At 67.2% G+C, this 24,672-nt stretch carries 22 protein-coding genes; 19 read left to right on the top strand and 3 right to left on the bottom strand.

All coding sequences use genetic code 11. The features are described from left to right. The 5 genes from hpnJ to BFD71_RS29955 form a co-directional block, all read left to right on the top strand. Positions 1 to 1,254: hopanoid biosynthesis associated radical SAM protein HpnJ (hpnJ, locus tag BFD71_RS29975; RefSeq protein WP_069267932.1), on the top strand; the 1,254-nt coding region annotated here is incomplete at its 5' end. Next, entirely contained in the window at positions 1,254 to 2,153 is a 900-nt protein-coding gene (gene hpnK, locus BFD71_RS29970; protein ID WP_069267922.1) for a hopanoid biosynthesis-associated protein HpnK, read from the top strand. The genes hpnJ and hpnK, both read left to right, overlap by 1 nt. Next, on the top strand, positions 2,150 to 3,238 hold the full coding sequence (locus BFD71_RS29965; protein WP_069267921.1) for a lysylphosphatidylglycerol synthase domain-containing protein: 1,089 nt from the start codon (positions 2,150 to 2,152) through the stop codon (positions 3,236 to 3,238). Before hpnK ends, BFD71_RS29965 begins: the two co-directional genes overlap by 4 nt. A 78-nt stretch (positions 3,239 to 3,316) precedes the next feature. Next, positions 3,317 to 3,898 (top strand): hypothetical protein, encoded by a 582-nt coding sequence (locus tag BFD71_RS29960; RefSeq protein ID WP_028204757.1) that lies wholly within the window; start codon positions 3,317 to 3,319, stop codon positions 3,896 to 3,898. A gap of 43 nt (positions 3,899 to 3,941) precedes the next feature. Next, a complete protein-coding gene (locus BFD71_RS29955; RefSeq protein WP_069267920.1) occupies positions 3,942 to 4,979 on the top strand; it encodes a patatin-like phospholipase family protein in 1,038 nt (345 codons plus the stop codon). A 74-nt stretch (positions 4,980 to 5,053) separates the two neighbouring features. Here the strand turns inward: BFD71_RS29955 and BFD71_RS29950 are convergent, their stop codons facing one another. Continuing rightward, positions 5,054 to 5,683 carry a histidine phosphatase family protein gene (locus BFD71_RS29950; RefSeq protein WP_069267919.1) on the bottom strand — a complete coding sequence of 210 codons (630 nt, stop codon included), beginning with the start codon at positions 5,681 to 5,683 and terminating at the stop codon, positions 5,054 to 5,056. Positions 5,684 to 5,912: 229 nt separating this feature from the next. Here BFD71_RS29950 and BFD71_RS29945 point away from each other — a divergent pair, with 229 nt between their 5' ends. From BFD71_RS29945 to BFD71_RS29880, 14 genes are all read left to right on the top strand, one after another. After that, complete coding sequence (locus BFD71_RS29945) at positions 5,913 to 6,131, top strand: CbtB domain-containing protein (RefSeq protein WP_069267918.1); 219 nt, start codon at positions 5,913 to 5,915, stop codon at positions 6,129 to 6,131. A gap of 13 nt (positions 6,132 to 6,144) precedes the next feature. Further along, positions 6,145 to 6,897: a CbtA family protein gene (locus tag BFD71_RS29940; protein WP_069267917.1), complete on the top strand. Its 753-nt coding sequence runs from the start codon at positions 6,145 to 6,147 to the stop codon at positions 6,895 to 6,897. 318 nt (positions 6,898 to 7,215) lie between these two features. After that, complete coding sequence (locus BFD71_RS29935; RefSeq protein ID WP_069267916.1) at positions 7,216 to 7,905, top strand: ABC transporter permease; 690 nt, start codon at positions 7,216 to 7,218, stop codon at positions 7,903 to 7,905. 13 nt (positions 7,906 to 7,918) lie between these two features. Further along, entirely contained in the window at positions 7,919 to 8,632 is a 714-nt protein-coding gene (locus BFD71_RS29930) for an ABC transporter permease (RefSeq protein ID WP_069267915.1), read from the top strand. Between the two features lie 20 nt (positions 8,633 to 8,652). Next, positions 8,653 to 9,444, top strand: a complete 792-nt coding sequence (locus tag BFD71_RS29925; RefSeq protein WP_069267914.1) for an ABC transporter ATP-binding protein — start codon at positions 8,653 to 8,655, stop codon at positions 9,442 to 9,444. 156 nt (positions 9,445 to 9,600) lie between these two features. Further along, the gene (locus BFD71_RS29920; RefSeq protein ID WP_256094977.1) at positions 9,601 to 10,572 is read left to right on the top strand and encodes a GlxA family transcriptional regulator; all 972 of its coding nucleotides are present in this window, start codon (positions 9,601 to 9,603) and stop codon (positions 10,570 to 10,572) included. A gap of 230 nt (positions 10,573 to 10,802) precedes the next feature. Beyond that, positions 10,803 to 12,020, top strand: coding sequence for an aspartate aminotransferase family protein (locus BFD71_RS29915; RefSeq protein WP_069267913.1), 1,218 nt, complete (start codon positions 10,803 to 10,805; stop codon positions 12,018 to 12,020). A 53-nt stretch (positions 12,021 to 12,073) separates the two neighbouring features. Beyond that, positions 12,074 to 13,153 (top strand): arginine/ornithine succinyltransferase subunit alpha, encoded by a 1,080-nt coding sequence (aruF, locus tag BFD71_RS29910; RefSeq protein ID WP_069267912.1) that lies wholly within the window; start codon positions 12,074 to 12,076, stop codon positions 13,151 to 13,153. Continuing rightward, positions 13,150 to 14,184, top strand: coding sequence for an arginine N-succinyltransferase (gene astA, locus BFD71_RS29905; protein WP_069267911.1), 1,035 nt, complete (start codon positions 13,150 to 13,152; stop codon positions 14,182 to 14,184). Before aruF ends, astA begins: the two co-directional genes overlap by 4 nt. Positions 14,185 to 14,186: 2 nt before the next feature. Continuing rightward, a complete protein-coding gene (astD, locus tag BFD71_RS29900) occupies positions 14,187 to 15,650 on the top strand; it encodes a succinylglutamate-semialdehyde dehydrogenase (protein WP_069267910.1) in 1,464 nt (487 codons plus the stop codon). Positions 15,651 to 15,659: 9 nt separating this feature from the next. Further along, positions 15,660 to 17,000 carry an N-succinylarginine dihydrolase gene (gene astB, locus BFD71_RS29895; protein WP_069267909.1) on the top strand — a complete coding sequence of 447 codons (1,341 nt, stop codon included), beginning with the start codon at positions 15,660 to 15,662 and terminating at the stop codon, positions 16,998 to 17,000. Next, the gene (gene astE / locus BFD71_RS29890; RefSeq protein ID WP_069267908.1) at positions 16,984 to 18,036 is read left to right on the top strand and encodes a succinylglutamate desuccinylase; all 1,053 of its coding nucleotides are present in this window, start codon (positions 16,984 to 16,986) and stop codon (positions 18,034 to 18,036) included. The genes astB and astE overlap by 17 nt, the downstream gene beginning before the upstream one ends. A 330-nt stretch (positions 18,037 to 18,366) precedes the next feature. Then, positions 18,367 to 19,167, top strand: a complete 801-nt coding sequence (locus BFD71_RS29885; RefSeq protein ID WP_069267907.1) for an ABC transporter substrate-binding protein — start codon at positions 18,367 to 18,369, stop codon at positions 19,165 to 19,167. Positions 19,168 to 19,491: 324 nt separating this feature from the next. After that, positions 19,492 to 20,877 carry an EAL and HDOD domain-containing protein gene (locus tag BFD71_RS29880; protein ID WP_083245543.1) on the top strand — a complete coding sequence of 462 codons (1,386 nt, stop codon included), beginning with the start codon at positions 19,492 to 19,494 and terminating at the stop codon, positions 20,875 to 20,877. Between the two features lie 61 nt (positions 20,878 to 20,938). Here the strand turns inward: BFD71_RS29880 and BFD71_RS29875 are convergent, their stop codons facing one another. Both BFD71_RS29875 and BFD71_RS29870 read right to left on the bottom strand, forming a co-directional pair. Next, a complete protein-coding gene (locus BFD71_RS29875; protein WP_069267930.1) occupies positions 20,939 to 22,381 on the bottom strand; it encodes an HDOD domain-containing protein in 1,443 nt (480 codons plus the stop codon). A gap of 48 nt (positions 22,382 to 22,429) precedes the next feature. Then, on the bottom strand, positions 22,430 to 24,409 hold the full coding sequence (locus BFD71_RS29870) for a putative bifunctional diguanylate cyclase/phosphodiesterase (RefSeq protein WP_069267905.1): 1,980 nt from the start codon (positions 24,407 to 24,409) through the stop codon (positions 22,430 to 22,432). Positions 24,410 to 24,672: the final 263 nt, after the last annotated feature.

Below are 24,672 nucleotides of genomic sequence, written 5' to 3'. Positions count from 1 at the left end.
CTGGGCGTGGAAGAAACGCTGAAGATTGCAGCCGCATACGACCTCGTCATCATCCACACGAGCACGCCGTCGTTCCCGACCGACGCGCTCTTCTGCGAAGACCTCAAGAAGCGCAAGCCGTCGATCGTCATCGGTCTGGTGGGCGCGAAGGTGCAGGTCGATCCGCACAATTCGCTCACGGCGAGCGAGGCGATCGATTTCGTCTGCCGCGAGGAATTCGACTTCACCTGCAAGGAAATCGCCGAAGGCATGCCGCTGGCCGAGGTCAAGGGCATTTCGTGGCGCGCGAAGGACGGCTCGATCGAGCACAACCCGGGGCGTCCGGTGCTGGAAGACATGGACTCGCTGCCGTTCGTCGCGCCGATCTACAAGCGCGACCTGAAGATCGAGAATTACTTCATCGGCTACCTGAACTACCCGTACGTGTCGATCTACACGGGCCGGGGCTGCAAGTCGCGCTGCACGTTCTGCCTGTGGCCGCAGACCGTGAGCGGCCACGTCTACCGCACGCGCTCGGTCGAGAACGTGCTCGAGGAAGCGAAGTGGATCCGCGAGAACATGCCGGAAGTCAAGGAGCTCATGTTCGACGACGACACCTTCACCGACGACCTGCCGCGCGCCGAAGCGATCGCCATCGGTCTGGGCAAGCTCGGCATGACGTGGTCGTGCAACGCGAAGGCGAACGTGCCGTACAAGACGCTCAAGATCATGAAGGAAAACGGCCTGCGTCTGTTGCTCGTGGGCTTCGAATCGGGCGATGACCAGATTCTCGTGAACATCAAGAAGGGCGTGCGCACGGACTTCGCGCGCCGCTTCAGCGCCGACTGCAAGACGCTCGGCATCAAGGTGCACGGCACCTTCATTCTGGGGCTGCCGGGCGAGACGCAGGACACGATCAAGAAGACGATCGAGTACGCGAAGGAAATCAATCCGCATACGATTCAGGTGTCGCTGGCGGCGCCCTATCCGGGCACGACGCTGTACAAGCAGGCCGTGGAAAACGGCTGGATGGAAGAGAACAAGACCATCAACCTGGTGAGCAAGGAAGGCGTGCAACTGGCGGCGATCGGCTATTCACATCTGTCGCGCGACGAGATCTATCACCACCTCGAACAGTTCTATCGCCAGTTCTATTTCCGGCCGTCGAAGATCTGGGAGATCGTGCGCGAGATGCTCACGAGCTGGGACATGATGAAGCGGCGTCTGCGCGAAGGCGTGGAGTTCTTCCGCTTCCTGCGCGCACACGAGGCATGATGGACCGCTCGTCTCACGATGCGCGCGCGCTCATCTTCACCGCCGACGACTTCGGCCTGCACGAGCGGGTCAATGCGGCGGTGGAGCGCGCGCATCGCGAGGGCGTGCTCGACTGCGCGAGCCTGATGGTGGCCGCGCCCGCCGCGGCGGACGCCGTGGCACGGGCGCGCCGCACGCCGGGTTTGCGCGTCGGGCTGCATCTGGTGCTGGCGGACGGTGCGGCCATGCTGCCGCGCGCGCAGATTCCCGCACTCGTCGACGCGCAAGGGCGTTTCGGCGACAACATGGTCCGCGACGGCGTGCGCTTCTTCTTCCTGCCGCACGTGCGCAGGCAGCTCGCGAAGGAGATCCGCGCGCAGTTCGAAGCGTTCGCGGCGACCGGGCTCGCGCTCGATCACGTGAACACGCACAAGCATTTTCATCTGCATCCCACGGTGCTCGCGTTGATTCTCGAGATCGGCCGCGACTATGGTTTGCGCGCGATGCGTTTGCCGCTCGAGGCGGGCGCGCCGTTCGCGCTCAAGCCCTGGCTCGCGCTCGTGCGCGCGCGGCTCGCGCGTGCGGGCGTCGCGCACAACGACTACGTGGTCGGCATCGCGAAGACGGGCGCAATGGACGAGGCCGCCGTGCTCGACGCGCTCGCGCATCTGCCCGCGCAGGGCGTAGGCGAGATCTACTGCCACCCGGCGCTCGCCGATGATGCGCACGAAGGGCCCATCACGCCGTCGATGCAGACGTATCGCCACGCCGACGAATTCGGCGCGCTCATCTCGCCTCGCGTGGCTGCAGCGCTCGCGCAAGCGGGCGTGCGCCGGGGCGGCTTCACCGACGTGTTTTTCGGCGCGGCTTCGGGCTCCGATCCCGCTGCGTCGCGCGGTCCCGAGGTGCAGGTGTCATGAAGTGGCTGCAATGGCTGGGCTTGCCCGCCGGGATCGCCATCCTGATCGGTCTCGTCGTCCATAACGGCGCGCACGATGTGCTGCGCGTGATCGGCACCGCAGGCCCCATGCTGCTCTGGCTCGTGCCGTTCCACGCGCTGCCGCTCCTGCTCGACGCGCATGCGTGGCGCCTCCTGCTCGACAAGCGCGCACCGCTGAGCTTCCTCTGGTGGACCGCGACCGTACGCGAGGCAGTGAACCGGCTGCTGCCCGTGGTCGGCGTGGGCGGCGAACTCGTCGGCATTCGTCTCGCGCGCTGGAAGGTGCGCAATGCGAGCGAGGTCACGGCTTCGGTGATCGTCGAGGTGTTCGTGACGATTGCCGTGCAATACGCGTTCTCGGCGCTCGGCGTCGTGCTGATCGTTGCGGCGACCGGCGCCGGCGGCTCGCTGCGCACCATCGCCACGATCGCACTGGCGCTCGTGCTCACGGCGCCGCTGCCCGTGCTCGCCGTGTTGCTGGTGCGTCGCGGCGGCGTTTTCCATGCGATCGAACGCTGGGCCGCGAAGCTGCTCGGCGCCGACAATCCGCTCATGCTCGGCATCGACGGCAAGCAGCTCGACGCCGATCTCGACGCGCTGATGTCGCGCACGGGCCTCATGTTTCGCGCTTTCTTCTGGCAGCTCGCCGGCTACATGCTCGGCGCGTTCGAGACGTGGTGGGCGCTCGCGCTGCTCGGCCATCCGGTGACGGTGGGCGATGCACTCGCCATCGAAGCCATCACCCAGGCCGTGCGTCATGCCGCCTTCATGGTGCCCGCCGGGCTCGGCGTGCAGGAAGTCGCCGTGGTGCTGCTCGCGCAGCTTTTTGGCGTGAGCCAGGACGTGGCGTTCTCGCTCGCGCTCGTCAAGCGCATGCGCGAAGTGGTGTTCGGCGTGCTCGCGCTGCTCTCGTGGCAGGCTGCGGAAATCGTTCGCACGCGTCGCACCATGCGCCACGGCGCGCAGCCCGCCGCGCAGACTGCTGACGCGCTGCCCGCCGCGGCGAGCGTGTCCGCACGCGCGCCGACCCCGAAGCGGGACTCGCAGCACGATCAGGTCCATTGACGGTACATTGTGGGCATGTCGATGCGCGCCGGATCGGCGCGCGTAGACGCAAGTCCATGTTGATGCGTTAGCAAGGACATGAAGCCCACGTTTTCACTCACGCGTTCGCTCGCGCTCGCGTGCGCCGCCACGGCGGCGTTCACGCTTTCCGGCTGCGACGATCGCCAGTTCGATGCCATGCTCGATACCATCCGGCAGGGATTCAAGGCGTTCTTCGATTCCGTGAAGCCCGACGCGCTGCTGCTCAAGGGCCTCACGCCAGGCGTTTCCACGCTCGAGCAGGTGCGCGAGCAAATGGGCAAGCCCGAGACCGAGCGCGTGTTCGACGACGGCTCGCGCCGCCTCGAATATCCGCGCGGCCCGCAGGGCCTCAAGACCTGGATGGTCGACATCGGTCCGAACGGGCGGCTCGTGGCCATTACTCAGGCGCTTACTGCGGAAAACTTCGCGAAGATCCGCGTCGGCATGAGTGAGGACGAGGTCCGGCGATTGCTCGGTAAACCCGGGCAAGTGGCCGGCTACCGCTTGAAGAAGGAGACGGTGTGGAGCTGGAAGTGGCTGGAAGGGGGCGTGACGCCCGAAGCGTATTTCAATGTGCATTTCGGACCGGACGGGCGGGTCACGACGACCTCGCGCTCGGACGTGATCCGCGGTCGCTGACTGCGTTGACTCCGTCGACCCAGGGCCACGCAAGGAGGCGCGCATGATGAACCGGCGACGGCCCAAGCGTGTCGGACTCGTGCTCGGCGGTGGAGCTGCGCGCGGCTGGGCGCATATCGGCGCGATTCGCGCGCTCGAGGAAGCGGGCATCAAGCCCGACGTGGTATGCGGTACGTCGATTGGCGCGCTCGTCGGCGCCGTGTACGCGAACGGCGATCTCGACTGGCTTGAAGACTGGGTAGGCAAGCTGACCTGGCAGACAGTGGTGCGCCTGCTCGACTTGCGTTTTTCGGGCGGGCTGCTCGGCGGGCGCAAAGTGATCGACCTGTTTGCGCACCAGTTCAACGGCCGCTCGATCGATGACCTGAGGCTGCCGTTCACGGCGGTCGCTACCGAACTCGACACGGGACGCGAAGTCTGGCTGCGCGAAGGCGGCGTGGTGGACGCCGTGCGCGCTTCGATCGCGATTCCCGGCATCTTCACGCCGATCTGGCATGACGGCGTGTGGCTCGTGGACGGCGGACTGAGCAACCCCGTGCCGGTATCCGCCGCGCGTGCGATGCGCGCCGACACCGTGATCGCCATCGACCTCAATCACGACATTCTCAACGGCCGCGACCTGGGCGGTGCGATCGACACGATGCCGCGCGAGCTGCCCGTGGAGGCGAGCGACGCGGCGACGGCGGCATCGGCCGCCGTGGCGGCCAGCGGCGGCGCCAATGGTGCCGAAAACAGCGAAGCGGGGCCCGAACCGCTCCTGCGCCGCAATGGCAAGCGCTTTCCGCGCTGGCTGCAGCCTGCAGGCCCCGGCGCGGCTGGCGGTCCGGACGTGCGCGTGGCGCCGCCGCCTAGCACGCGTGCGCCTTCCGTGTTGAGCTCGGTGGCCCAGAGCATCGACATCATGCAGGTGCGCATTACGCGCAGCCGCCTGGCAGGGGAGCCCGCCGACGTGCTGATCCAGCCGCGCCTGGGCGGCATGGGGATTTTCGACTTTCATCGCGCCGCGCCCGCCATCGAGGAAGGGCGCGCAGCCGTGCAGTACATGATGCCGGCCATCAAGGCACAGCTGGGGCTGGACTAGAGCGCTTCTGGCTACCGATCCAGAATGCCGGCGACGGCGACGGCGAGGGCAGGGCGGTAGCGCCGTTCCGGTCCTCACTTCATCGCCGCGAGCCAAACCCAGCCGTGCTCTGTGCGGCGTAGGGCCGTCACGGAAAGCGGCGCGATTTCGATCGAGCGAAACCCCGCCGAGGGCGCGCCCAGCGCGTGAAGAATCGCCGCCCGGATCACGCTCGCGTGCGTGAAGGCGACCACGTTGTGCCCCGAGTCGGGCACCGCATCGAGCCAGGCGCTGACGCGCGCGCGGACATCGTCGAACGATTCGCCGCCGCCTGGCGGCCGAAAGCCCGGATCGCGCGTCCAGGCCGCAAGGGCCTCGGGCGCTTCACGCGCGAGATCCGTCAGGCGCTGACCTTGCCACGCGCCGAAGGCGGTTTCGGCGAGCGCGTCATCTGGCGTTGCCCCCGCGAAGCCTGCCGCGCGTGCGCTCGCGCGGGCGATCGCGGCGGGACTCGTGAGCGCACGCGGCACCTCGCCATTGCGATTACTACCGGCCAGCCCCGCGTGCCAGCGCTCGCGCCAGGCGGCAAGCGCCTCGAGTGCGCGCGCATCGAGCGCTGCTTCGGCGTCTTCACCCGCAACAGGCACTTCAGGCACGTGCGGGAACGTGCCCGAGCGCAGCGCAGCGTTCGCCGCATGGCTCACCAGCCAGACTGTCGTCGACATGCTTTTCCTTATGCTTCACTACTCTTTGGCTGACATCCGGGCCGCGGCCGGCCGCCGCAGCGCGTAGAATACAGGCTCCACGACACGCGGAAGCCGGTGCAAGTCCGGCGCGGTCGCGCCACTGTAACTGCTTGCCGTCGAAAACATCGAAGCAACGGAAGTCAGACCTGCGCGTCGTGAACCACTCTTTCAACGACCAGCGGGGCGCGTAACCCCAGGAGAAGTCAGCATGTCCGAAACCTCATTCCCCTTGCAGCACGCCCCGGCCGCGCCGGCGCCCATTGCGCTGCGAGACATCCTGCCCTGGGCGATCTTCGGCGGCCTGATGCTGCTGCTGGCCCTGTACTTCGTGGGCGCCGAGCAGGGCGCCACGTCGATCTTCCCGGGCATGTACGTCCACGAGTTCGTTCACGACGGCCGCCATCTGCTCGGCTTCCCCTGCCACTGACCGGGAGCTGACCATGGTTGGCAAGTTGCTGGTGCGCGGCATGCTCGCAGGCATCGCCGCGGGACTTCTCACGTTCGGCTTCGCGAAGATCGCGGGCGAGCCCCAGGTCGATCAGGCGATCTCCTTCGAGGAGAAAGCCGACGCCGCGAAGGGCGAAGCGCCCGAGCCCGAAATCGTCAGCCGCAAGACCCAGGCGAGCGTCGGTCTCTTCACGGGCGTGATGGTCTATGGCGCGTCGATCGGCGGACTCTTTGCGCTCGTCTTCGCGTATGCCAATGGTCGCGTGGGGCGTCTTTCGCCGCGCGCGCTCTCGGCCTGGCTCGCGCTCGCGGCGTTCGTCGCGATCTACCTGGTGCCGAACATCAAGTATCCGGCGAATCCGCCCTCGGTCGGCGACCCGGAGACGATCGGCTATCGCACCGGGCTCTTTTTCCTGATGATCGCGATCTCGATCGCCGTGTCGGTGTTCTCGCTCAAGGTGCGCGCCGCGTTCGTGCCGCGCCTTGGCCTCTGGAACGCTTCGATCGTGGCGCTCGTGCTGTTCGTCGTCGTGATCGGCGCGATCCAGCTCGCGTTGCCGACGATCAACGAGGTGCCCGCCGCGTTCCCGGCCGTGCTGCTGTGGAAGTTCCGCACGGTGTCGATCGGCATGCAGTTCATTCTCTGGACGACGATCGGTCTGCTGTTCGGCGCGCTCGCCGAAAAGCTGCTCGGCGCGAACGCCCGTACCGGCAGCGCACGCGGCACGCAAACGCGCGCCGCATAAGCTCCGCCGGGGCCGGCGCGCGCACATCGCGCGCCTATCGAAAAAGTGACCCCAAACTTGCGTAAATGCCCCGCGCGCCTCGCGTGCCGGGGCATTTTTTTTCGCCTTTCAAAAGCATCGCGCCCGCGGCTGTGCGGGCCTGATCCGCACGCGCCGACGCGTCGCGCGGCAATGCTGCACTGCAATATCCGCGCCGCACGAGTTTGAGCAATCCATTTTGCACTGAGACGATCCGCGCCAGTTCATCGGTTTCAGCGGCGCCCACGTGCCGCGCGAGGCCGCCCGAAACGACAAAACAACTTTGTTCCGGAGACGCGCGTGATCCTTTACGGCTTTGGCCCGGTGCTGCTCGCCGGCACGATCCAGACCATCGAACTTTCGCTCCTCTCGCTCGGCGTGGCCGTGCTGCTCGGTCTGGGGGGCGCGGCGGCCAAGCTCTCGTTCAACCGGCCGCTCGCCGCCGTGGCGACCGCGTACACGACGCTGATCCGCTCGGTGCCCGACCTCGTGCTGATGCTGCTGCTCTTCTACAGCATCCAGATCGGCGTGAACGAGGCCACCGACGCGCTCGGCATGGCGCAGATCGATATCGATCCGTTCGTGGCCGGCGTCGTCACGCTCGGCTTCATTTACGGCGCGTACTTCACCGAAACGTTCCGCGGCGCGTTTCTCGCGGTGCCGCGCGGCCAGCTCGAAGCGGGGCACGCCTACGGCATGAGCGGCGCGCGCGTGTTCGCCCGCATCCTCTTCCCGCAGATGATGCGTTTCGCGCTGCCCGGCATCGGCAACAACTGGCAGGTGCTCGTGAAGGCAACGGCGCTCGTCTCGATCATCGGTCTCGCCGATGTCGTGAAGGCCGCCCAGGACGCGGGCCGCAGCACCTTCAACCTGTTCTTCTTCCTCGTGATCGCGGCGCTCATCTACCTTGCGATCACCACGCTCTCGAACTTCGCGCTCATCTGGCTCGAACGCCGCTATTCGGTGGGCGTGCGTCACGCGCAACTGTGAGGACAAGGCCGTCATGAACGAAATCATCCAGCAATTCGGCCGCGCGTTCCTCTACTGGGACGGCGAGCATGTCTCGGGCCTCGCGATGACGCTGTGGCTGCTCGTGATCTCCGTGGCCTTCGGGTTCGTGTGCGCGGTGCCGCTCGCCGTGGCGCGCGTCTCGAGCCGCCGCTGGCTCTCGCTGCCGGTGCGCTTCTACACCTACGTGTTTCGCGGCACGCCGCTCTACGTGCAGTTGCTGCTCATCTACACGGGCGTGTACAGTCTCGCATTCATCCGTTCGGAGCCGCTGCTCGACGCGTTCTTTCGCAGCGGCCTGAATTGCGCGGTGCTCGCGTTCGCGCTCAACACCTGTGCGTACACGACGGAGATTTTCGCGGGTGCGATTCGCGCGACCACCCACGGCGAAGTGGAAGCGGCTCGCGCCTACGGCATGAGCCCGTTCACGATGTACTGGCGCGTGATCCTGCCTTCGGCGCTGCGCCGCGCACTGCCGCTGTACAGTAACGAAGTGATCCTGATGCTGCACGCGACCACGGTGGCCTTCACCGCGACGGTGCCCGACATCCTCAAGGTCGCGCGCGACGCCAACTCGGCCACCTACCGCTCGTTCGAGTCGTTCGGCCTCGCGGCGCTGATCTACTGTGCGGTATCGTTCGTGCTGGTGGCCGCGTTCCGCCGCGCCGAAAAACGCTGGCTCGGCCATCTCGCCGTGCGCACCCGCTGATTCACCGGAAACTGGAGACCATCTTGGCTCAGACGCAATCCTCAGATAGCAAGCTCGTCGCGCGCGACATCCACAAGCGCTACGGCGACAACGAGGTGCTCAAGGGCGTCTCGCTCGACGCGAAGAAGGGCGACGTGATCAGCATCATCGGCGCGAGCGGCTCGGGCAAGAGCACGTTCCTGCGCTGCATCAATTTCCTCGAGAAGCCGAACGCGGGCGAGATCGTCGTGGACGGCGAGGCCGTGCGCACGAAGGCGGGCCGCAACGGCGACCTCGACGTGGCCGATCACAAGCAGTTGCAGCGCATCCGCACCAAGCTCGCGATGGTGTTCCAGCACTTCAACCTCTGGTCGCACATGAACGTGCTCGAGAACGTGATGGAAGCGCCTATCCACGTGCTGGGCGTGCCGCGCAAGGAAGCCGAGGACCGCGCGCGGCAGTATCTGGAGAAAGTGGGCCTCGCGCCCCGCGTGGAGAAGCAGTATCCGTCGCATCTTTCGGGCGGCCAGCAGCAGCGCGTGGCGATTGCGCGCGCGCTCGCGATGCATCCCGACGTGATGCTGTTCGACGAACCGACTTCGGCGCTCGACCCCGAACTCGTGGGCGAAGTGCTCAAGGTGATGCAAAAGCTCGCCGAAGAGGGCCGCACGATGATCGTCGTCACCCACGAAATGGGCTTTGCGCGCAACGTCTCGAATCATGTGATGTTCCTGCACCAGGGGCGCACGGAGGAGGAGGGCGCCCCCGCCGATGTGCTCGGCGCGCCGAAGAGCGATCGCTTGCGTCAGTTCCTCTCCGGCAGTCTCAAGTAAGCGGCGCGTTCAGTCTCGCGCCGCGTCTTGCCGATGGTCCGTTCCGCCGCTCTTCCTTCCGCTTCAGTTCCGGCCGCCGCGCCCGGGGGCCAGGCGCCGCTCGCGCGCGCCGGCCGCACGACCCAGGTGGCGATCGTCGCGCTCCCGCCGGTTTCGATGTCGGGCGTGGGCCCGATCGTCGACGCGCTCAATCTCGCGAACGAGATCGACGGCCGCGCGCTGTACCGCTGGCAGATGTGCTCGTGGAACGGCCGCCCTGTGCCGCTCGCGGGCGGCGCGCAGTGGCCCGCCGACTGCGCGTTCGGCGACGCCGTTTCGGCCGACTGGCTCATCGTCGTGACCGAGCGCTACCAGCAGTTCGCCGACTACCGGCTCTTTCTCGCGAGTCTCGCGCGCGTGGGGCAGCGCACGCCGCTCGTCACGGGCATTCACCATGGCATCTGGTGGCTCGCGATGGCGGGGCAGTTGCAGGGCTACCGCGTGGCCGCGAACTGGGAAACCTTCCAGCAGTTCGCCGAGCAGTTCGAGCGCACCATCGTCACGCAGCACATCTACGAAATCGACCGCGACCGCGCGACCTGCTCGGGCGGCCAGGCCACGCTCGACTTCATGCTCGCGATGATCGGCCGCGACCACGGCCCGGAACTCGCCGAGCGCATCGCCGACGCGCTCGGCGCCAGCACGCTGCGCAGCGGCGACGAGCGCCAGCGCATTCCGTTCGTGACCGCGCCCGGCGAGCGGCACCCGCGCCTGAACGACGCGCTCAAGCTGATGGAGGCGAATATCGAGGACCCGCTCACGACCGACGAGATCGCGAATCTCGTGGGTGTGTCGCGTCGTCAGCTCGAACGGCTCTTTCGCCAGTACCTCGGCGCGATGCCGTCGAAGTACTACCTGGGCCTGCGTCTTGCCAAGGCGCGCTCGCAGTTGCAGCGCACCAGCAAGTCGGTGGTGCAGATCAGTCTCGCGTGCGGTTTTTCGTCGGCTGCGCATTTTTCGAATGCGTATCGCGAGCGTTTCGGCGTGACGCCGCGCGAGGATCGCCGCAACTGGATCGAGCGCCAGCACGGCGGGGCCGCCGCCGAGCCGCGCGCGGGCGCGCTCGTGGAGCGCCCGGAAGTCCAGTGAAACTGGCCGCGGCGCAGCAAACGCCCGGAACTTGCAGTTTCCGTACGAAAAAACGCGTCGCGCCTGCGCAAGACGTTTGCCGCGAGCTTGCCTACACTGCACAGGTGTCGACGGGACCTGGCGCTTGAGCGCTTGGTCCCGTCTCATGCAAAGCCAACTAAGCGAAAGGGCGCGGCCCCAACGCACACCGACCCCGAATTCGACACGCACTGAGTAATAGAGGAATCGCCATGAACGACCAGACTGTGAGCCGCAAGACCTTCGACGAAGTGATGGTGCCGTGTTTCTCGCCCGCGCCGTTCGTGCCGGATCGCGGTGTCGGCTCGCGCGTGTGGGACACCGAGGGCCGCGATTACATCGACTTCGCCTGCGGCATCGCCGTGACCTCGCTCGGCCACGCGCATCCGGAGCTGCTGCGCGTGCTGCAGGAGCAGGGCAGCAAGCTCTGGCACATCGGCAACGGCTACACCAACGAGCCGGTGCTGCGTCTCGCGCGCCAGCTCGAAGCGCTCACGTTCGCCGACCGCGCGTTTTTCGCGAACTCGGGCGCGGAGGCCAATGAGGCGGCGCTCAAGCTCGCACGCCGCGTGGCCTTCGATCGGCACGGCGCCGACAAGTTCGAGATCGTCTCGTTCACGCAGTCGTTCCACGGCCGCACGTTCTTCACCGTGAGCGTGGGCGGCCAGCCCAAGTATTCGGAAGGCTTTGGCCCCGTGCCGGGCGGCATCACGCATCTGCCGTACAACGACATCGAAGCGGCCAGGCGCGCCATCGGCGCGCAAACCTGCGCCGTGATCGTCGAGCCGGTGCAGGGCGAGGGCGGTGTGATTCCCGCCGATCCCGCGTTCCTGCGCGCGCTGCGCGAGGCGTGCGATGCGCATGGCGCGCTGTTGATTTTCGACGAAGTGCAAACGGGCGTGGGCCGCACGGGCCACTTCTATGCCTACGAAGAGACGGGCGTCACGCCCGACATCCTCACGACGGCCAAGGCGCTCGGCAACGGCTTCCCGATCGGCGCGATGCTCACGACCGAAGCGATTGCCGCCCACTTCAAGGTGGGGGTGCACGGCACGACCTATGGCGGCAATCCGCTGGGCGCCGCGCTCGCGGGCAAGGTGGTCGAGCTCGTGAGCGATCCGGCGCTGCTGGCGGGCGTGCGTGCACGCGGCGAAGCGATTCGCGACAAGCTCGCGAAACTCAACGAGCGTTTCGACATGTTCAAGGAAGTGCGCGGCAAGGGGCTCTTGATCGGCGCCGAACTGAATGCGCGCTTTGCGGGCCGCGCCAAGGACTTCAACGGGGCGGCCGCGAATCGCGGCGTGATGATGCTGATTGCCGGGCCGGACGTGCTGCGCTTCGCGCCCTCGCTCATCATTCCCGAAGCGGACCTCGACGAAGGCTTTGCGCGCTTCGAGCAGGCCTGCGCAGATGTGATCGGCGCACGCTAAATCGCAACCCAGCCGCAACCCAGCCGCAACCCAGCGCACACACAGGACCGACGATGCTATTCGTTCGCCCCGCCAGGCTTTCCGATCTCGACGCGATCGCCCACATGGCGCGCACCGCGCAGCCGGTGCTGCATTCGCTGCCGCACGACCGCGCGGCGCTCGAAGCGCGCATCGCGCTTTCCGAAGATTCATTTCGCGCGGACGTGGACTTCCCCGGTGAGGAGTTCTATCTGTTCGTGCTCGAAGACACCGCCACCGGGCGGCTCGTCGGCACCTCGAGCATCGTGGCGGCGGCCGGCTACGCCGAGCCGTTCTACGCGTTTCGCAACGACGCGCTTATTCATGCGTCGCGCGAGCTGCACGTGAACCGCAAGATTCACGCGCTCACGATGTCGCACGAACTCACGGGCAAGAGCCGCCTCGCGGGCTTCTACATCGAGCCGACGCTGCGCGGCGACGCGGCCGCGCATCTCATGTCGCGCGCACGCATGATGTACGTCGCGATGAACCGCCGGCGCTTCACGCCCGAAGTGTTCTCGCTGCTGCTCGGCGTGACCGACGAGACGGGCGCCTCGCCCTTCTGGGAAGCCGTGGGGCGCAAGTTCTTCGGGCGCGACTTCAAGGACATCGAACTGGCCTCGGGCGGACGCAGCCGCACCTTCATCGCCGAGGTCATGCCGGCTTATCCGCTCTATGTGCCGCTGCTGCCGGAGCCGGCGCAGCGTGTGCTCGGCGAGCCCGATCCGAGCGCCTTGCTCGCTTACGAGATCCATCTGGAAGAGGGCTTCGAGCCGGATCGTTACGTCGATATTTTCGATGCGGGCCCGGTGCTGACCGCGCAGGTGGACCGCACGGCCTCGGTCGCCGGCAACGAGACGCGCACGGTGCGTGAAGCGGCGGGCGCTACGAACCTGGAAGGCGCGGCGTATCTGGTCGCGAGCCAGCGCGCGGGCGAGTTCCGCTGCGTGCTCGCGACGCTGCCCGATAGCAAGAAGGGCGCGGACATCATCGCGCCGCTCGACGCGAGCGCGCGCGCCGCGCTCGGCGTGCAGGACGGCGAGCCGGTGCGCTGCGCGCCGCTGTATCGCGCCACCCCGCAAACTGAGGATGCTTATATGGGAGATGCACAATGATCGTGGTACGCGTCGTGCAAACGGGCGACGTGGACGCGCTCGTCGCGCTCGCCCAGGAAACGGGGCCCGGCCTCACCACCTTCAAGCCCGACCGCGAGGCGCTCAAGGCGCGCATCGAGCGCGTGCGGCGCACGCTCGCAGGCGAAGCCGCGCCGCGCGAAGCCGGCTACTTCTTCGTGATGGAAGACACGGCCACGGGCGACGTGGCCGGCGTTTGCGGCATCGAGACGGCCGTGGGCCTGGAGCAGCCGTTCTACAACTACCGCGTGAGCACGGTGGTGCACGCAAGCCAGGAGCTCGGCATCTGGACGCGCATGCGCGCGCTCAATATCTCGCACGATCTCACGGGCTACGCCGAGGTGTGCTCGCTCTTTCTTTCGCCGCGCTATCGCACGGGCGGGGTGGGCAGCCTGCTGTCGCGTTCGCGCTTCATGTTCATCGCACAGTTTCGCGAGCGCTTTCCCGAGCGCCTGTGCGCGGAACTGCGCGGCCATTTCGACGCGCAAGGCACATCGCCGTTCTGGCGCGCGGTCGGTTCGCACTTCTATCAAATCGACTTCAACGCTGCCGATTACCTCAGCTCGCACGGGCGCAAGTCGTTCCTCGCGGAGCTGATGCCGCGTTACCCGGTGTACGTCGAGCTGCTGCCCGAGGAAGCACAGGCTTGCGTCGGTCTCACGCATGCCGACACGATTCCTGCGCGCCGCATGCTCGAAGCCGAGGGGCTGCGTTATGAAAACCACGTCGATATCTTCGACGCGGGCCCGGTGCTCGAATGCCATATCGTCGACTTGCGCACGGTGCGCGACAGCGTGGTCGTGCCGGTCGAGATCGGTGAGGCGCATGCCGAAGAGGGCGTGCGCTCACTGGTATCCAATACGTCGCTCGGCGATTTTCGCGTGGGTTTCGCGCCGGGCGTCGTGCACGACGGTGTGTTCACGCTGGGCGCCACGGAAGCAGCGGCGCTGAACGTCGCGGCGGGCGATCCGGTGCGCGTGCTCGGCCCCGCAACAAAGCAGAAACAGGGATGACCATGAACGAGCTTTACATCGATGGACAATGGTGCGCGGCCTCGGGCCCCGCGTTCGCTTCGCGCAACCCCGGCACGGGCGAGACCGTGTGGAGCGGCAATGCCGCGAGCGCCGACGACGTCGATCGCGCCGTGAACGCCGCGCGCCGCGCGTTCGCCGCGTGGGCGCAAACGCCGCTCGAAGCGCGCTGCGAGATCGTGCACCGCTTCGCCGCGCTCGTCACCGAAAAAAGGGAAACGCTCGCCCAGGCGATTGGCCGCGAGACCGGCAAGCCGCTCTGGGAAGCGCGCACCGAAGCGGCGTCGATGGCCGCGAAGGTCGCGATTTCGATCGCCGCTTACGGCGAGCGCACCGGCGAGAAACGCGCACCGATGGCCGACGGCGTTGCGGTGCTGCGTCATCGCCCACATGGCGTCGTCGCCGTGTTCGGGCCGTACAACTTCCCGGGCCATTTGCCTAACGGGCATATCGTGCCGGCGCTGATCGCGGGCAACGCGGTCGTGTTCAAGCCATCGGAACTTGCTCCGGAAGTGGCACGCGTGACGGTCGAACTCTGGCGCGAAGCCGGCTTGCCCGCAGGCGTGCTCAACCTCGTGCAGGGCGAGCGCGACACCGGCATTGCGCTTGCGAATCACAAACAGATCGACGGGCTCTTCTTCACGGGCAGCTCGGATACGGGCACGCTGCTGCATCGCCAGTTCGGCGGACGGCCCGAGATCGTGCTCGCGCTGGAGATGGGCGGCAACAATCCGCTCGTCGTCGCGCCGGTCGACGATATCGACGCCGCCGTGCATCACACGATCCAGTCGGCTTTTCTTTCGGCGGGGCAGCGCTGCACGTGCGCGCGCCGCATTCTCGTACCCGCTGACGCATTCGGCGAGCGCTTCCTCGCGCGCTTCGTCGAAGTCAGTTCGCGCATCACGGTGGGTGAGTACGACGCCGAGCCGCAGCCCTTCATGGGCGCCGTGATTTCGGCGCGCGCGGCGGCCAGGCTGATGGGTGCACAGGTGCAGCTGCTCGAGCGCGGCGCACGTGCCTTGCTGCCGATGACACAGCGCGACCCGGCGCTCGGCTTCGTGACGCCCGCGATTCTCGACGTGACAGGCGTGGCCGATCTGCCCGACGAGGAGCACTTCGGGCCGCTCGCGCAGGTGACCCGCTACGCGGGTTTCGACGACGCCATCGCGCAGGCCAACAATACGGCGTACGGCCTCTCGGCGGGTCTGCTCGCCGACGACGAAGCGCTGTGGCAGCGCTTCACGCGCGAGATCCGCGCGGGGGTGGTGAACTGGAACCGGCCGACAAACGGTGCGTCGAGCGGTGCGCCGTTCGGCGGCGCGGGCCGCTCGGGCAACCACCGCCCGAGCGCGTACTACGCCGCCGACTACTGCGCCTACCCGATGGCCTCGGTGGAAAGCGCGCAATTGCAGATGCCCGCGAGCGTTTCGCCGGGTCTTCACTTCTAAGGAACGACGATGCAAACCCTTGAAGCCAACTTCGACGGACTCGTCGGCCCCACGCACAACTACGCCGGGCTGTCGTTCGGCAACGTCGCCTCGCAGAGCAACGAGAAGTCCGTCGCGAACCCGCGCGCCGCGGCGCAGCAGGGCTTGCGCAAGATGAAGCGGCTCGCCGACCTCGGCTTCGCACAAGGCGTGCTGCCGCCGCAGGAGCGGCCGTCCATGCGGCTGCTGCGCGAGCTGGGCTTCGGCGGTAAGGATGCCGAAGCGATCGCGCGCGCCGCGAAGGACGCGCCCGAACTGCTCGCGGCGGCAAGCTCCGCGTCGGCGATGTGGACCGCGAATGCAGCCACGGTGAGCCCTTCGGCGGATACGCCCAACCGGCGCGTGCACTTCACGCCCGCGAACCTGTGCAGCAAGCTGCATCGGGCGATCGAGCACGAGTCCACGCGCCGCACGCTTTCCACGGTGTTCGCGGACCCGTCGCACTTCGTCGTGCACGAGGCGCTGCCCGGCACGCCCGCGCTCGGCGACGAAGGCGCGGCCAACCATACGCGTTTTAGCGCACAGTACGGCGAGCGCGGCGTGGAGTTCTTCGTGTACGGGCGCAGCGAATACCGCCGCGGACCGGAGCCGAAGCGCTTCCCGGCGCGGCAGACGTTCGAGGCGAGCCGCGCCATCGCGCAGCGCCACGGCCTGACCGATGCCGGCACGGTGTTCGCGCAGCAGAATCCGGACGTGATCGACGCAGGCGTGTTCCATAACGACGTGATCGCTGTGGGCAACCGCAGCACGCTGTTTTGCCATGAGCGCGCGTTCGTCGACCAGCAGGCGGTCTACGACGAACTGCGCACGAAGCTCGCGGCGCACGACGCGCCGTTCCACGTGATCGAAGTGCCCGAGGCGCGCGTGAGTGTAGGCGACGCCGTGTCGTCCTATCTCTTCAACAGCCAGTTGCTGAGCCGCGCGGACGGCACGCAGATTCTCGTCGTGCCGCAGGAGTGCCGCGAGAATCCGCACGTGGCGATCTATCTCGACGAACTGGTCGCGAGCAGCGGACCGGTGGATGAAGTGCTCGTGTTCGACCTGCGCGAGAGCATGAAGAACGGCGGCGGCCCGGCGTGCCTGCGTCTGCGCGTGGTGCTCAGCGCGCAAGAGCGCGCGGCGACGGCGCCCGGCGTGTGGATGAACGACGCGCTCTTCACGCGCCTCGACGGCTGGATCGAGCGGCATTATCGCGACCGGCTCGCACCGCAGGACCTGACCGATCCGGCGCTGCTCGTCGAGTCGCGCACGGCGCTCGACGAACTCACGCAGATTCTCGGCCTCGGATCGCTCTATGACTTCCAGCGCTGATACCCCGCTTGCGGATTTTCTCGCGTACACGCTTGCGGGCTCGCGCCCGGCCACGCCGCAAGCCGCGCGCGGCGAATGCGCGGGCGGCGTGCGCTGGCAATGGCTCGACGAGGGCGTGGTGGAGCTGGAGCCGGCACACGTCGACGAGACGACGCGCAGCGTGCTGCTTTCGGCAGGCGTACACGGCGACGAAACGGCGCCGATCGAACTGCTCTCGCAGCTCGTGGCCGACATCGCGGCGGGCCGCTCGCCGCTCGCCTGCCGCGTGCTCGCGGTGCTCGGCAATGCCGGCGCGATGCGCGTGGGCGAGCGCTATCTCGACGACGATCTCAACCGCCTGTTCGGCGGCCGCCATGCGCGTGTGCCGGCGAGCCGCGAGGCGCCGCGCGCCGCGGCGCTCGAAGCGGCGGCGCAGCGTTTCTTCGCGAAGGCCGCGAGTTCTGCCGCTGCGCCCTTCGCGCGCTGGCACCTCGACATGCACACGGCGATCCGCGCTTCGGCGTTCGAGCAGTTCGCGCTGCTGCCGCACACGGGCGAGCCGCCCGCGCGCGCGATGCTCGAATGGCTCGCCGACGCGCGCATCGCAGCCGTGCTGATCCACACCGAGAAGGGCGCGACCTTGTCGTCGTTTACGGCCGAGACGTGTGGCGCGCTCGCCTGCACGCTCGAACTGGGCAAGGTGCGTCCGTTCGGCCAGAACGACCTGGCTCGCTTCGCAGGCGTCGATGCCGCCGTGCGCCGTCTCGTGGCGGGGGAATTGTCGTTGCCGAAGGGCGCGCAGATGCCGCGCATCTTCACGGTGATCGGCCAGATCACGAAGCAGAGCGCGGCGCTCAAGCTCAACGTGGCCGCCGACGTGCCGAACTTCACGCCGTTCGCGCGCGGCGAGGTGCTGGCGGAAGACGGTGCCTACCGCTACGTGGTGCAGCACGACGAGGAGCGCATCGTGTTTCCGAATCCGGGCGTGAAGCCGGGCTTGCGCGCGGGCCTGCTCGTCGTCGATACGACCCGCGAGACGCTCGCCGCGCTCGCCTGAGCGCTAGCCGCGAGCGCACGCGCTGTCACGCGCTTGCGCATCCACGACACCCACTTGCATGTTCGAACGCACTGCGTGGTCGCTCAGCCGCGCGCGGGCGCGCCTTGCGCCGCTTGCCGCCCGCGCGGCGGGGCGCCGGCGCCGTCGCGGTACAATCGCGCCCTCGCGGTTGTTGCGGCGCACCACACACGGTGCGCGCGATTGAGCCGTGTTTTTGGTGCAGCGATCCTGTGCCGGCGCCGGCAAGCCGTTTTTTAGCCGCGAATCCAACCATGAAGCTGCAAGAACGGGTTTCGCCGACGCACCCAATCTGACTGGAAAGAGACACTGATGAAGACGAACTGGAACAAGCTGGCAACGCTCGCATTCTGCGCGGGCGCCATGACGGCAGGCGCGGCAGGGGCCGCACACGCCGCCGATATCAAGGAAGTCCGCTTTGGCGTGGAGGCGTCGTACGCGCCGTTCGAATCGAAGTCGCCCGCGGGCGAACTGCAGGGCTTCGATATCGACGTGGGCAATGCCGTCTGCGCGAAGCTCAAGGCAAAGTGCGTGTGGGTGGAAAACTCGTTCGACGGCCTGATTCCGGCGCTGCAGGCGCGCAAGTTCGCCGCGATCAATTCCGACATGTCGATCACGGACCAGCGCCGCCAGGCCATCGACTTCACCGACCCGATCTACGCAATCCCGAACCAGATGATCGCGAAGAAGGGCAGCACGCTGCAGCCCACGCCCGAGTCGCTCAAGGGCAAGCACGTGGGCGTGCTCCAGGGCACGATCCAGGAGACCTACGCGAAAGCGAAGTGGGCGCCCGCGGGCGTCGACGTCGTGCCGTACCCGACGCAGGACCAGATCTACGCGGATCTCGTTTCGGGCCGCCTCGACGCCTCGTTTCTGGACGCCGAAGCCGCTTCCAAGGGCTTCCTGAACAAGCCGCAGGGCGCGGCTTTCGCGTTCGCGGGCCCGCAGGTCGTTGATGCGAAGCTGCTCGGCGAGGGCGTGGGCTACGGTGTGCGCAAGAACGACGCAGCGCTCAAGGCAGCGCTGAACGGTGCGCTCAAGGACCTGAAAGCGGACGGCACGATCGACCGCATCGCGGCGAAGTATTTCGACGTGAAGGTCGTGCTCAAGTAATCGACCAGTACCGCCGATAGACCGACTGGCTGGACGAAATCCAGCCGGTCGGTTTTTTTCGCGTCTTTGCTTCGGATTGCGTATCAAATCGTTCGTGCGTCGAGCGGCAACGCGGTGCAAGCGACGCGTGTGGCACTGCAAAAACTGCAAAAAAATCCCGCGGATTGCGCAGAACTTCATTTCCGCGCCTTACTTGCCAGGATAAAATCGAGCCAAGAAAGTGCCGCGTCGGGTGCGCGATCTGTGCCAAGCGCAAACGGTTGCGGCATGCCAAGAAACAAGACCAGGGCGCCGCCATGCGCGCGGCGCCGCGCGGGGGACCCCATGAGCTTGAACGCCGCAGACCGGCCGCAGATGTCGGGAGTCGCGGGCAGCACGCAGTCGCCGGAACAAGCCGGCCCGCCCATCGACGTGTATTTCGCGCGCCAGCCGATGCTCGACCGGGAGGGGCTCCTCTGTGCGTTCGAGACGTCGCCGCGCCTCGTGGACCGGCGCGAAAGCGCCGAAATCGCACAAGAGGCCGAAGCGGCCGCCAAAGACCAGGCCTCGGGCCTGCCGCCCAAGCCTTCCGCCACTAGCACCGCGCTCCTCAAAAGCTTCGCCGCACCCGCCTTGCGCGCCTCGCTCGCGGGCCATCCCGCCTGGCTCGACATGACTCGCGACGCGCTTTTTCACGACAGTCTGCAGCGCGTGAGCCCCGAGCGCGTCATGCTCGAGTTGCCCGTGGACATCGGCGCGGATGCGGATCTGATCGCGCGGCTCGTCGAACTGCACCGCCGTCGTTATCGCTTCGCGCTCGACCACGTGTCGAAGGCGGACGAGTCGCTCGCGAAACTGCTGCCGTATGTGGACGCCATCAAGATCGATATCCGCGAGATCGCGCCCGCGGTGCTGCCGAAGTTCGCGAGCGTGATGAAGGCGGCGGGCAAGCTTCTCGTGGCCATGGGCGTCGAGACCCAGGCCGACTATCAGCGCGCGCACGAGCTCGGTTTCGACCGCTTCCAGGGCTACTTCTTCGCGAAACCGCACGGCGGCGCGCGCCGCTCGAGCGCGCCGCGCCAGGCGTTGCTGAACCTGCTGCATCTGCTCGCGGCCGAGCCCACCGTCGCGCAGCTCGAAGCGGAGCTGAAGCTCAACCCCGTGCTCGTGATGCATCTGATGCGGCTTGCCAACTCGGGCAGCATGAACATCGGCCGCAAGGTGACGACACTGCGCGAGGCGATCAATGCGACCGGCACCAACGCGATCGCGCGCTGGACGCAGTTGCTGCTATACGCGGACGGCCGCAAGATCGCCGCCGAAGACGACCCGCTGCTGCAACTCGTGGCCACGCGTGCGCGCTTCATGGAAATCGCGGTGACGCAACTTGCCAAGGCACATCTCGAAGAGGAAGACGCGGCGTTCCTCGTGGGGGTGTTCTCGTTCGTCGAGGCGGTGTTCGGCGGTCCGCTCGAAAGCACGCTCGAAGTGCTCACGCTGGCCAAGCCGATCCGCACGGCGATCGTGAAGCGTGAAGGCGCGCTCGGGCGGCTGCTCGAACTTTCCGAGGCGCTGGAGCGTGCGGACTGGGCCCGTGTGGACGCGCTGTGCGCGGAACTCGCGCCGCTCGACGCCGCAACCGTCGCGGCGATCTCGCTCACGGCGGCGGAATGGGCGGGTACGTCCGGGCGCGACGCGGAAGACGAGGGGCTGGAGCGGATCGAGGATTGAGCGGGCGGGGCGGTGCCGCGAAGCGATGCGGCGCCGCGCTCAGTCGTAACTCAGTCGGGAGTCAGGCGGTTTGCGGTACGTGCGTGAAGAAGCGCGCGAGCTGCTGCGCGAGATCGTTCAGCGCGCTCATCTCTTTCTGTGAAATGCGGCGTGGCTCCTGGGTCACGAGCCAGTCGCCGTACATCAGCGCCACGGGCTCGACGCCAGGCGCGCCCACGGGCAGCAGGACGAACGCGCGCGCGTCGTCGAAGCTCGAGCGATACCAGCCGGGCAGGCGCGCGAGTATCTTCGCATCGCGCGCATTCTCGATGAAAATGCCGACCTTGTTCGCGATGGCGAGGTGAAACACGTCGGGCTGGAACGCGGCGGAAAACGCGAGCTTGGGCAGCACGTCGCCCATGTGCGGGCCGAAGCCGTGCTGCGCCTCGAACATGTTCGCCCCGCGTCGCACGAATACCACGCTGCGGGCGAAACCCAGGCCCGCGAGCACGGTTTCGGTCGCGAGCGTGAGGGCGGTGCTCAGCGCGCTGTCCGCCGGCAATGCGCGCAGGTCCTCGACGCCAGCCGCAATGCGCGCCTCGGGATCGAGCGCTTCGCGAGCGATGGCGTCGGCATTGGCGCGCAATTCGACGATCTCGCGCATAACGCCGTCTTCGGCTTCTTCGCGCGCAAGCGCGAGGCTCATCTGCACGAGCACGTCGGCATCGGTCGAGAGCGCGCGGCCGTAGTGCTGCGCCAGCTCGGCGATATGCGTCTCGCGCATCTCTTCGGAGAGGCCCTGCGTGGTCAGCACGCGCGCGACTTCCGTCGAATAGTTGGTGATGGCGCGCAGCCACTGCACGTCGCGCGGTTCCTTGTCGGCCGGGTCGTACTGGCGCATGCCTGCACGGATCGTGTCGGGCAGGCGCCAGCGCGTGGCGGCTTCGAGGCCGAGCTCTTCGAAGGTCACGCCGAGCACTTCGAGGCAGGCCTCGTCGTCGCTCGCGCCTTCGTCGATCTCGCGGCGGATCTGGTCCCACTCGGGCTCGAGATAGAACACCACGAGCAGCTTGCCCACCTGGCGCATGAGCGTGCAGACCACGGCCTCTTCGCCCGCGCGCAGGTCGCCGTGCTCGGTGAGCTTGCGTGCGACGCAGCCCGAGAGCATGGTGCGGTTCAGTTCGAGCTTGGCGTCGATGCGGCGCGGCGCGCTGTGGTGAAAGTGATCGACGATCTTCAGGCCGACGACGAGATGGCCGACCGCGTCCATGCCGAGGACCATCAGCGCGCGCGTGACGGTCGTGATGTTGCCGCCGAACGCCATGTACATGGCCGAATTCGCGAGACGCAGCACCTTCTGCGTGAGCGCGAAATCCGAGAGCACGACCTTCACGAGCGCGCTGAAATCGTAATCGTCGTTGGTCATCGCCGCGACTGTGGTACGCAGCGATTGCGACAGCAAGGGGAAGTCCCCGCGTTCATTCATGCGGGCCCACAAGCGGTCTAGCAGGACGGCCTTTACCATCTGAACCATGTCAATTTCGCGAAAGCCCTGCTGTTTGCGATGCCCGCATCATTGCACCTCGTGCACGTGCAACGCACCCGAAACGAAGCGCTGCTGCAATTCTTCTGAAGGCAGCGCCTTGCAGACGAGCCATCCCTGGATATGCTCGCAACCCATGTTCGTCAGCAGCTCGCGCTGCGCCTCCGTCTCCACGCCCTCTGCCACGAGCTCGAGATCGAGCGTACGCGCGAGCCCCACCACCGCGTTGACGATCGCCTGATCGTTGCGCGAAGTGATGAGGTTCTCGACGAAGCTTCGATCGATCTTCAGCTTCGAGAGCGGGAAGCGCTGCAGATACGCCAGACTCGAATACCCGGTGCCGAAGTCGTCCACCGCGAAGCGAATGCCAAGCGAGGTGAGCTCTTCGAGCAGCGTTTTCGCATGCTGCGGATCGTGCATGAGCAGGCTTTCGGTGATCTCGAACACCAGCCGGCCCGGATCGACTCCGGTGAGCTCGATCGCCTCCTCGACACTTTCCCTGAACCGCGGATTGCGGAACTGCTGGGGCGAGACATTGACCGCCACGTACTGCAGCTCGATGCCTTGCTCGTCCCATTGGGTCAGTTGCATACAGGCAGCCTTCAAAACCCAGTTGCCGAGATAATTAATCAGGCCGACGGATTCCGCAAGCGGAATAAACGTTGATGGCGGCACGAGACCGTGCAATGGATGTTGCCAGCGGATCAATGCCTCCACGCCGACCACGCCGCGCGAAGCGCTGCTCGTGATGGGCTGGAAGTGTAGCGAGAATTCGCCGTTGCGCACACCGTCGTAGAGGTCCGACTCCAGCTTCAGGCGTATGGCGTCGGTGGGATCGTCGACGGGCACGTGCAACGTCAGCGTGTTGCCGCCGATCGCCTTGGCCTGCTGGAGCGCCTGGTCCGCGCGGCGGATGAGCGGCGTGGTGTCGGCGCTGGCATCGGCCTCGCCCTCGCCCGCCCCGGAGGCGTCCGGGCGCTGGTCGGGATGGAAGGCAATGCCGATGCTCGCCGAAAGGTGCACGGGCTGGTTGCGAAACGAGTACGGCTGCAGGATGGAGGTGAGCAGGCGGCGGCCGAGCGCTTCGGCGGCGGCGCGCACTTCGTCGGGCGCGGCGTGGCGTTGCGGCGTGATCAGGATGGCGAACTCGTCGCTGCCGATGCGCGCGATCATCTCGCCCTGCAGCGCGAGGTGGGTGAGGCGCCGCGCGGTCTCGCGCAGCAGCTCGTCGCCGGCGTCGTAGCCGAGCGCGCGGTTCACACGCTGATAGTCGTCGAGGTCGAGCAGCAGCAGCGCCACCGGCACGCCGAAATGGTCCGCGTCGGCCTGGGCGCGCTGCAGCTCGGGCGCGAGCGCGGTCTGGTTGGGCAGACCGGTGAGCGGATCGTGATGGAGCGCGTGCGTGAGCGCGGCCTCGGTGCCCTGCCAGCCGGAAACGTCGAAGCCCGCCACGGCGAAGCCGGTCGTCTCGCCATACTGGGCGCGCTGCACGCGCAGCTCCACGGGAAGCGGGTAGGTGAGCGCCTTGACGAGGTCGATGGTGTCCTTTTCCACGGCGCCGCTGTGCGCGGCGCGCGCGATCAGCGCTTCGAGGCGCTCGTGATGCTCGGGCGTGACGATGTCGGCGAGCGTGGCGCCGAGCAGGAACTCGCGGTGATATCCCGCGAAGCGCAGGCTCGCGTCGGAGACGTAGAGAAAGTGCAGCCTCGCGTCCACGTGCACGAGGAAGTCCACCGCGGCGGCCGTGCTCTCGAACGAGAGCGAAACGGCGTCGGCGTAGTCGGGTTCGGCGGCGGGAGGCGAGGGGGGCACGAGCGGCGCGGCGGCTTTGTCGTCGGCTGTTTCGGCTGCGCGCGCCGCGCTCTGCGCCTGCGCGGCATGTGAGGCGTTCGCGTCGCCAGGCATGGGCGGGTCGCCGGCAACGCCCTTGAGGCCGGCAAGCGCGTAAAACCGGTCGACGACCGTGCGCAACCAGCCCTCGCGGGGCGCGGAGATCCTGTTCGCTTCCATGTCTGTCGCTGGCAACCCTTTGTTTGTCTGTGGCATCCCGGCCGGTTTCCACGTCCGGCTGAAGCCGCCCATCAGAGCAAGTTATCGACCCGGGACGGGAAATCTTTAGCCGCGGCGACCGAAAAAACACCTAACGCATAAACGTGACGGGAGATCGGTGCGGTGGCGTCCAGATTCGGTTAAAGTGGCGCCGGTCGAGACGCCGTTCGCCATGCGCGATGGGTCGGCGCGCGTGAAGCGCCCGTCTTGCGGGCCGCAGGGGC

The sequence above is a fragment of the Paraburkholderia nodosa genome, from assembly GCF_001718195.1.
Taxonomy (GTDB): Bacteria; Pseudomonadota; Gammaproteobacteria; order Burkholderiales; family Burkholderiaceae; genus Paraburkholderia; species Paraburkholderia nodosa_A.
Note: the sequence above shows the minus strand (reverse complement) of the source record. Positions and strands in the feature narration are given on the sequence as shown.

Excerpts from the sequence above, each read along its gene's own strand:
- astE (WP_069267908.1), top strand. The coding sequence starts at position 16,984 with ATGACTTCCAGCGCTGATACCCCGCTTGCGGATTTTCTCGCGTACACG.
- astD (WP_069267910.1), top strand. The coding sequence starts at position 14,187 with ATGAACGAGCTTTACATCGATGGACAATGGTGCGCGGCCTCGGGCCCC.
- astA (WP_069267911.1), top strand. The coding sequence starts at position 13,150 with ATGATCGTGGTACGCGTCGTGCAAACGGGCGACGTGGACGCGCTCGTC.
- BFD71_RS29870 (WP_069267905.1), bottom strand. The coding sequence starts at position 24,409 with ATGGAAGCGAACAGGATCTCCGCGCCCCGCGAGGGCTGGTTGCGCACG.
- BFD71_RS29940 (WP_069267917.1), top strand. The coding sequence starts at position 6,145 with ATGGTTGGCAAGTTGCTGGTGCGCGGCATGCTCGCAGGCATCGCCGCG.
- BFD71_RS29945 (WP_069267918.1), top strand. The coding sequence starts at position 5,913 with ATGTCCGAAACCTCATTCCCCTTGCAGCACGCCCCGGCCGCGCCGGCG.
- astB (WP_069267909.1), top strand. The coding sequence starts at position 15,660 with ATGCAAACCCTTGAAGCCAACTTCGACGGACTCGTCGGCCCCACGCAC.
- BFD71_RS29930 (WP_069267915.1), top strand. The coding sequence starts at position 7,919 with ATGAACGAAATCATCCAGCAATTCGGCCGCGCGTTCCTCTACTGGGAC.
- BFD71_RS29955 (WP_069267920.1), top strand. The coding sequence starts at position 3,942 with ATGATGAACCGGCGACGGCCCAAGCGTGTCGGACTCGTGCTCGGCGGT.
- hpnK (WP_069267922.1), top strand. The coding sequence starts at position 1,254 with ATGGACCGCTCGTCTCACGATGCGCGCGCGCTCATCTTCACCGCCGAC.
- BFD71_RS29920 (WP_256094977.1), top strand. The coding sequence starts at position 9,601 with ATGTCGGGCGTGGGCCCGATCGTCGACGCGCTCAATCTCGCGAACGAG.
- BFD71_RS29880 (WP_083245543.1), top strand. The coding sequence starts at position 19,492 with ATGAGCTTGAACGCCGCAGACCGGCCGCAGATGTCGGGAGTCGCGGGC.
- aruF (WP_069267912.1), top strand. The coding sequence starts at position 12,074 with ATGCTATTCGTTCGCCCCGCCAGGCTTTCCGATCTCGACGCGATCGCC.
- BFD71_RS29875 (WP_069267930.1), bottom strand. The coding sequence starts at position 22,381 with ATGGTAAAGGCCGTCCTGCTAGACCGCTTGTGGGCCCGCATGAATGAA.
- BFD71_RS29965 (WP_069267921.1), top strand. The coding sequence starts at position 2,150 with ATGAAGTGGCTGCAATGGCTGGGCTTGCCCGCCGGGATCGCCATCCTG.
- BFD71_RS29950 (WP_069267919.1), bottom strand. The coding sequence starts at position 5,683 with ATGTCGACGACAGTCTGGCTGGTGAGCCATGCGGCGAACGCTGCGCTG.
- BFD71_RS29885 (WP_069267907.1), top strand. The coding sequence starts at position 18,367 with ATGAAGACGAACTGGAACAAGCTGGCAACGCTCGCATTCTGCGCGGGC.
- BFD71_RS29960 (WP_028204757.1), top strand. The coding sequence starts at position 3,317 with ATGAAGCCCACGTTTTCACTCACGCGTTCGCTCGCGCTCGCGTGCGCC.
- BFD71_RS29915 (WP_069267913.1), top strand. The coding sequence starts at position 10,803 with ATGAACGACCAGACTGTGAGCCGCAAGACCTTCGACGAAGTGATGGTG.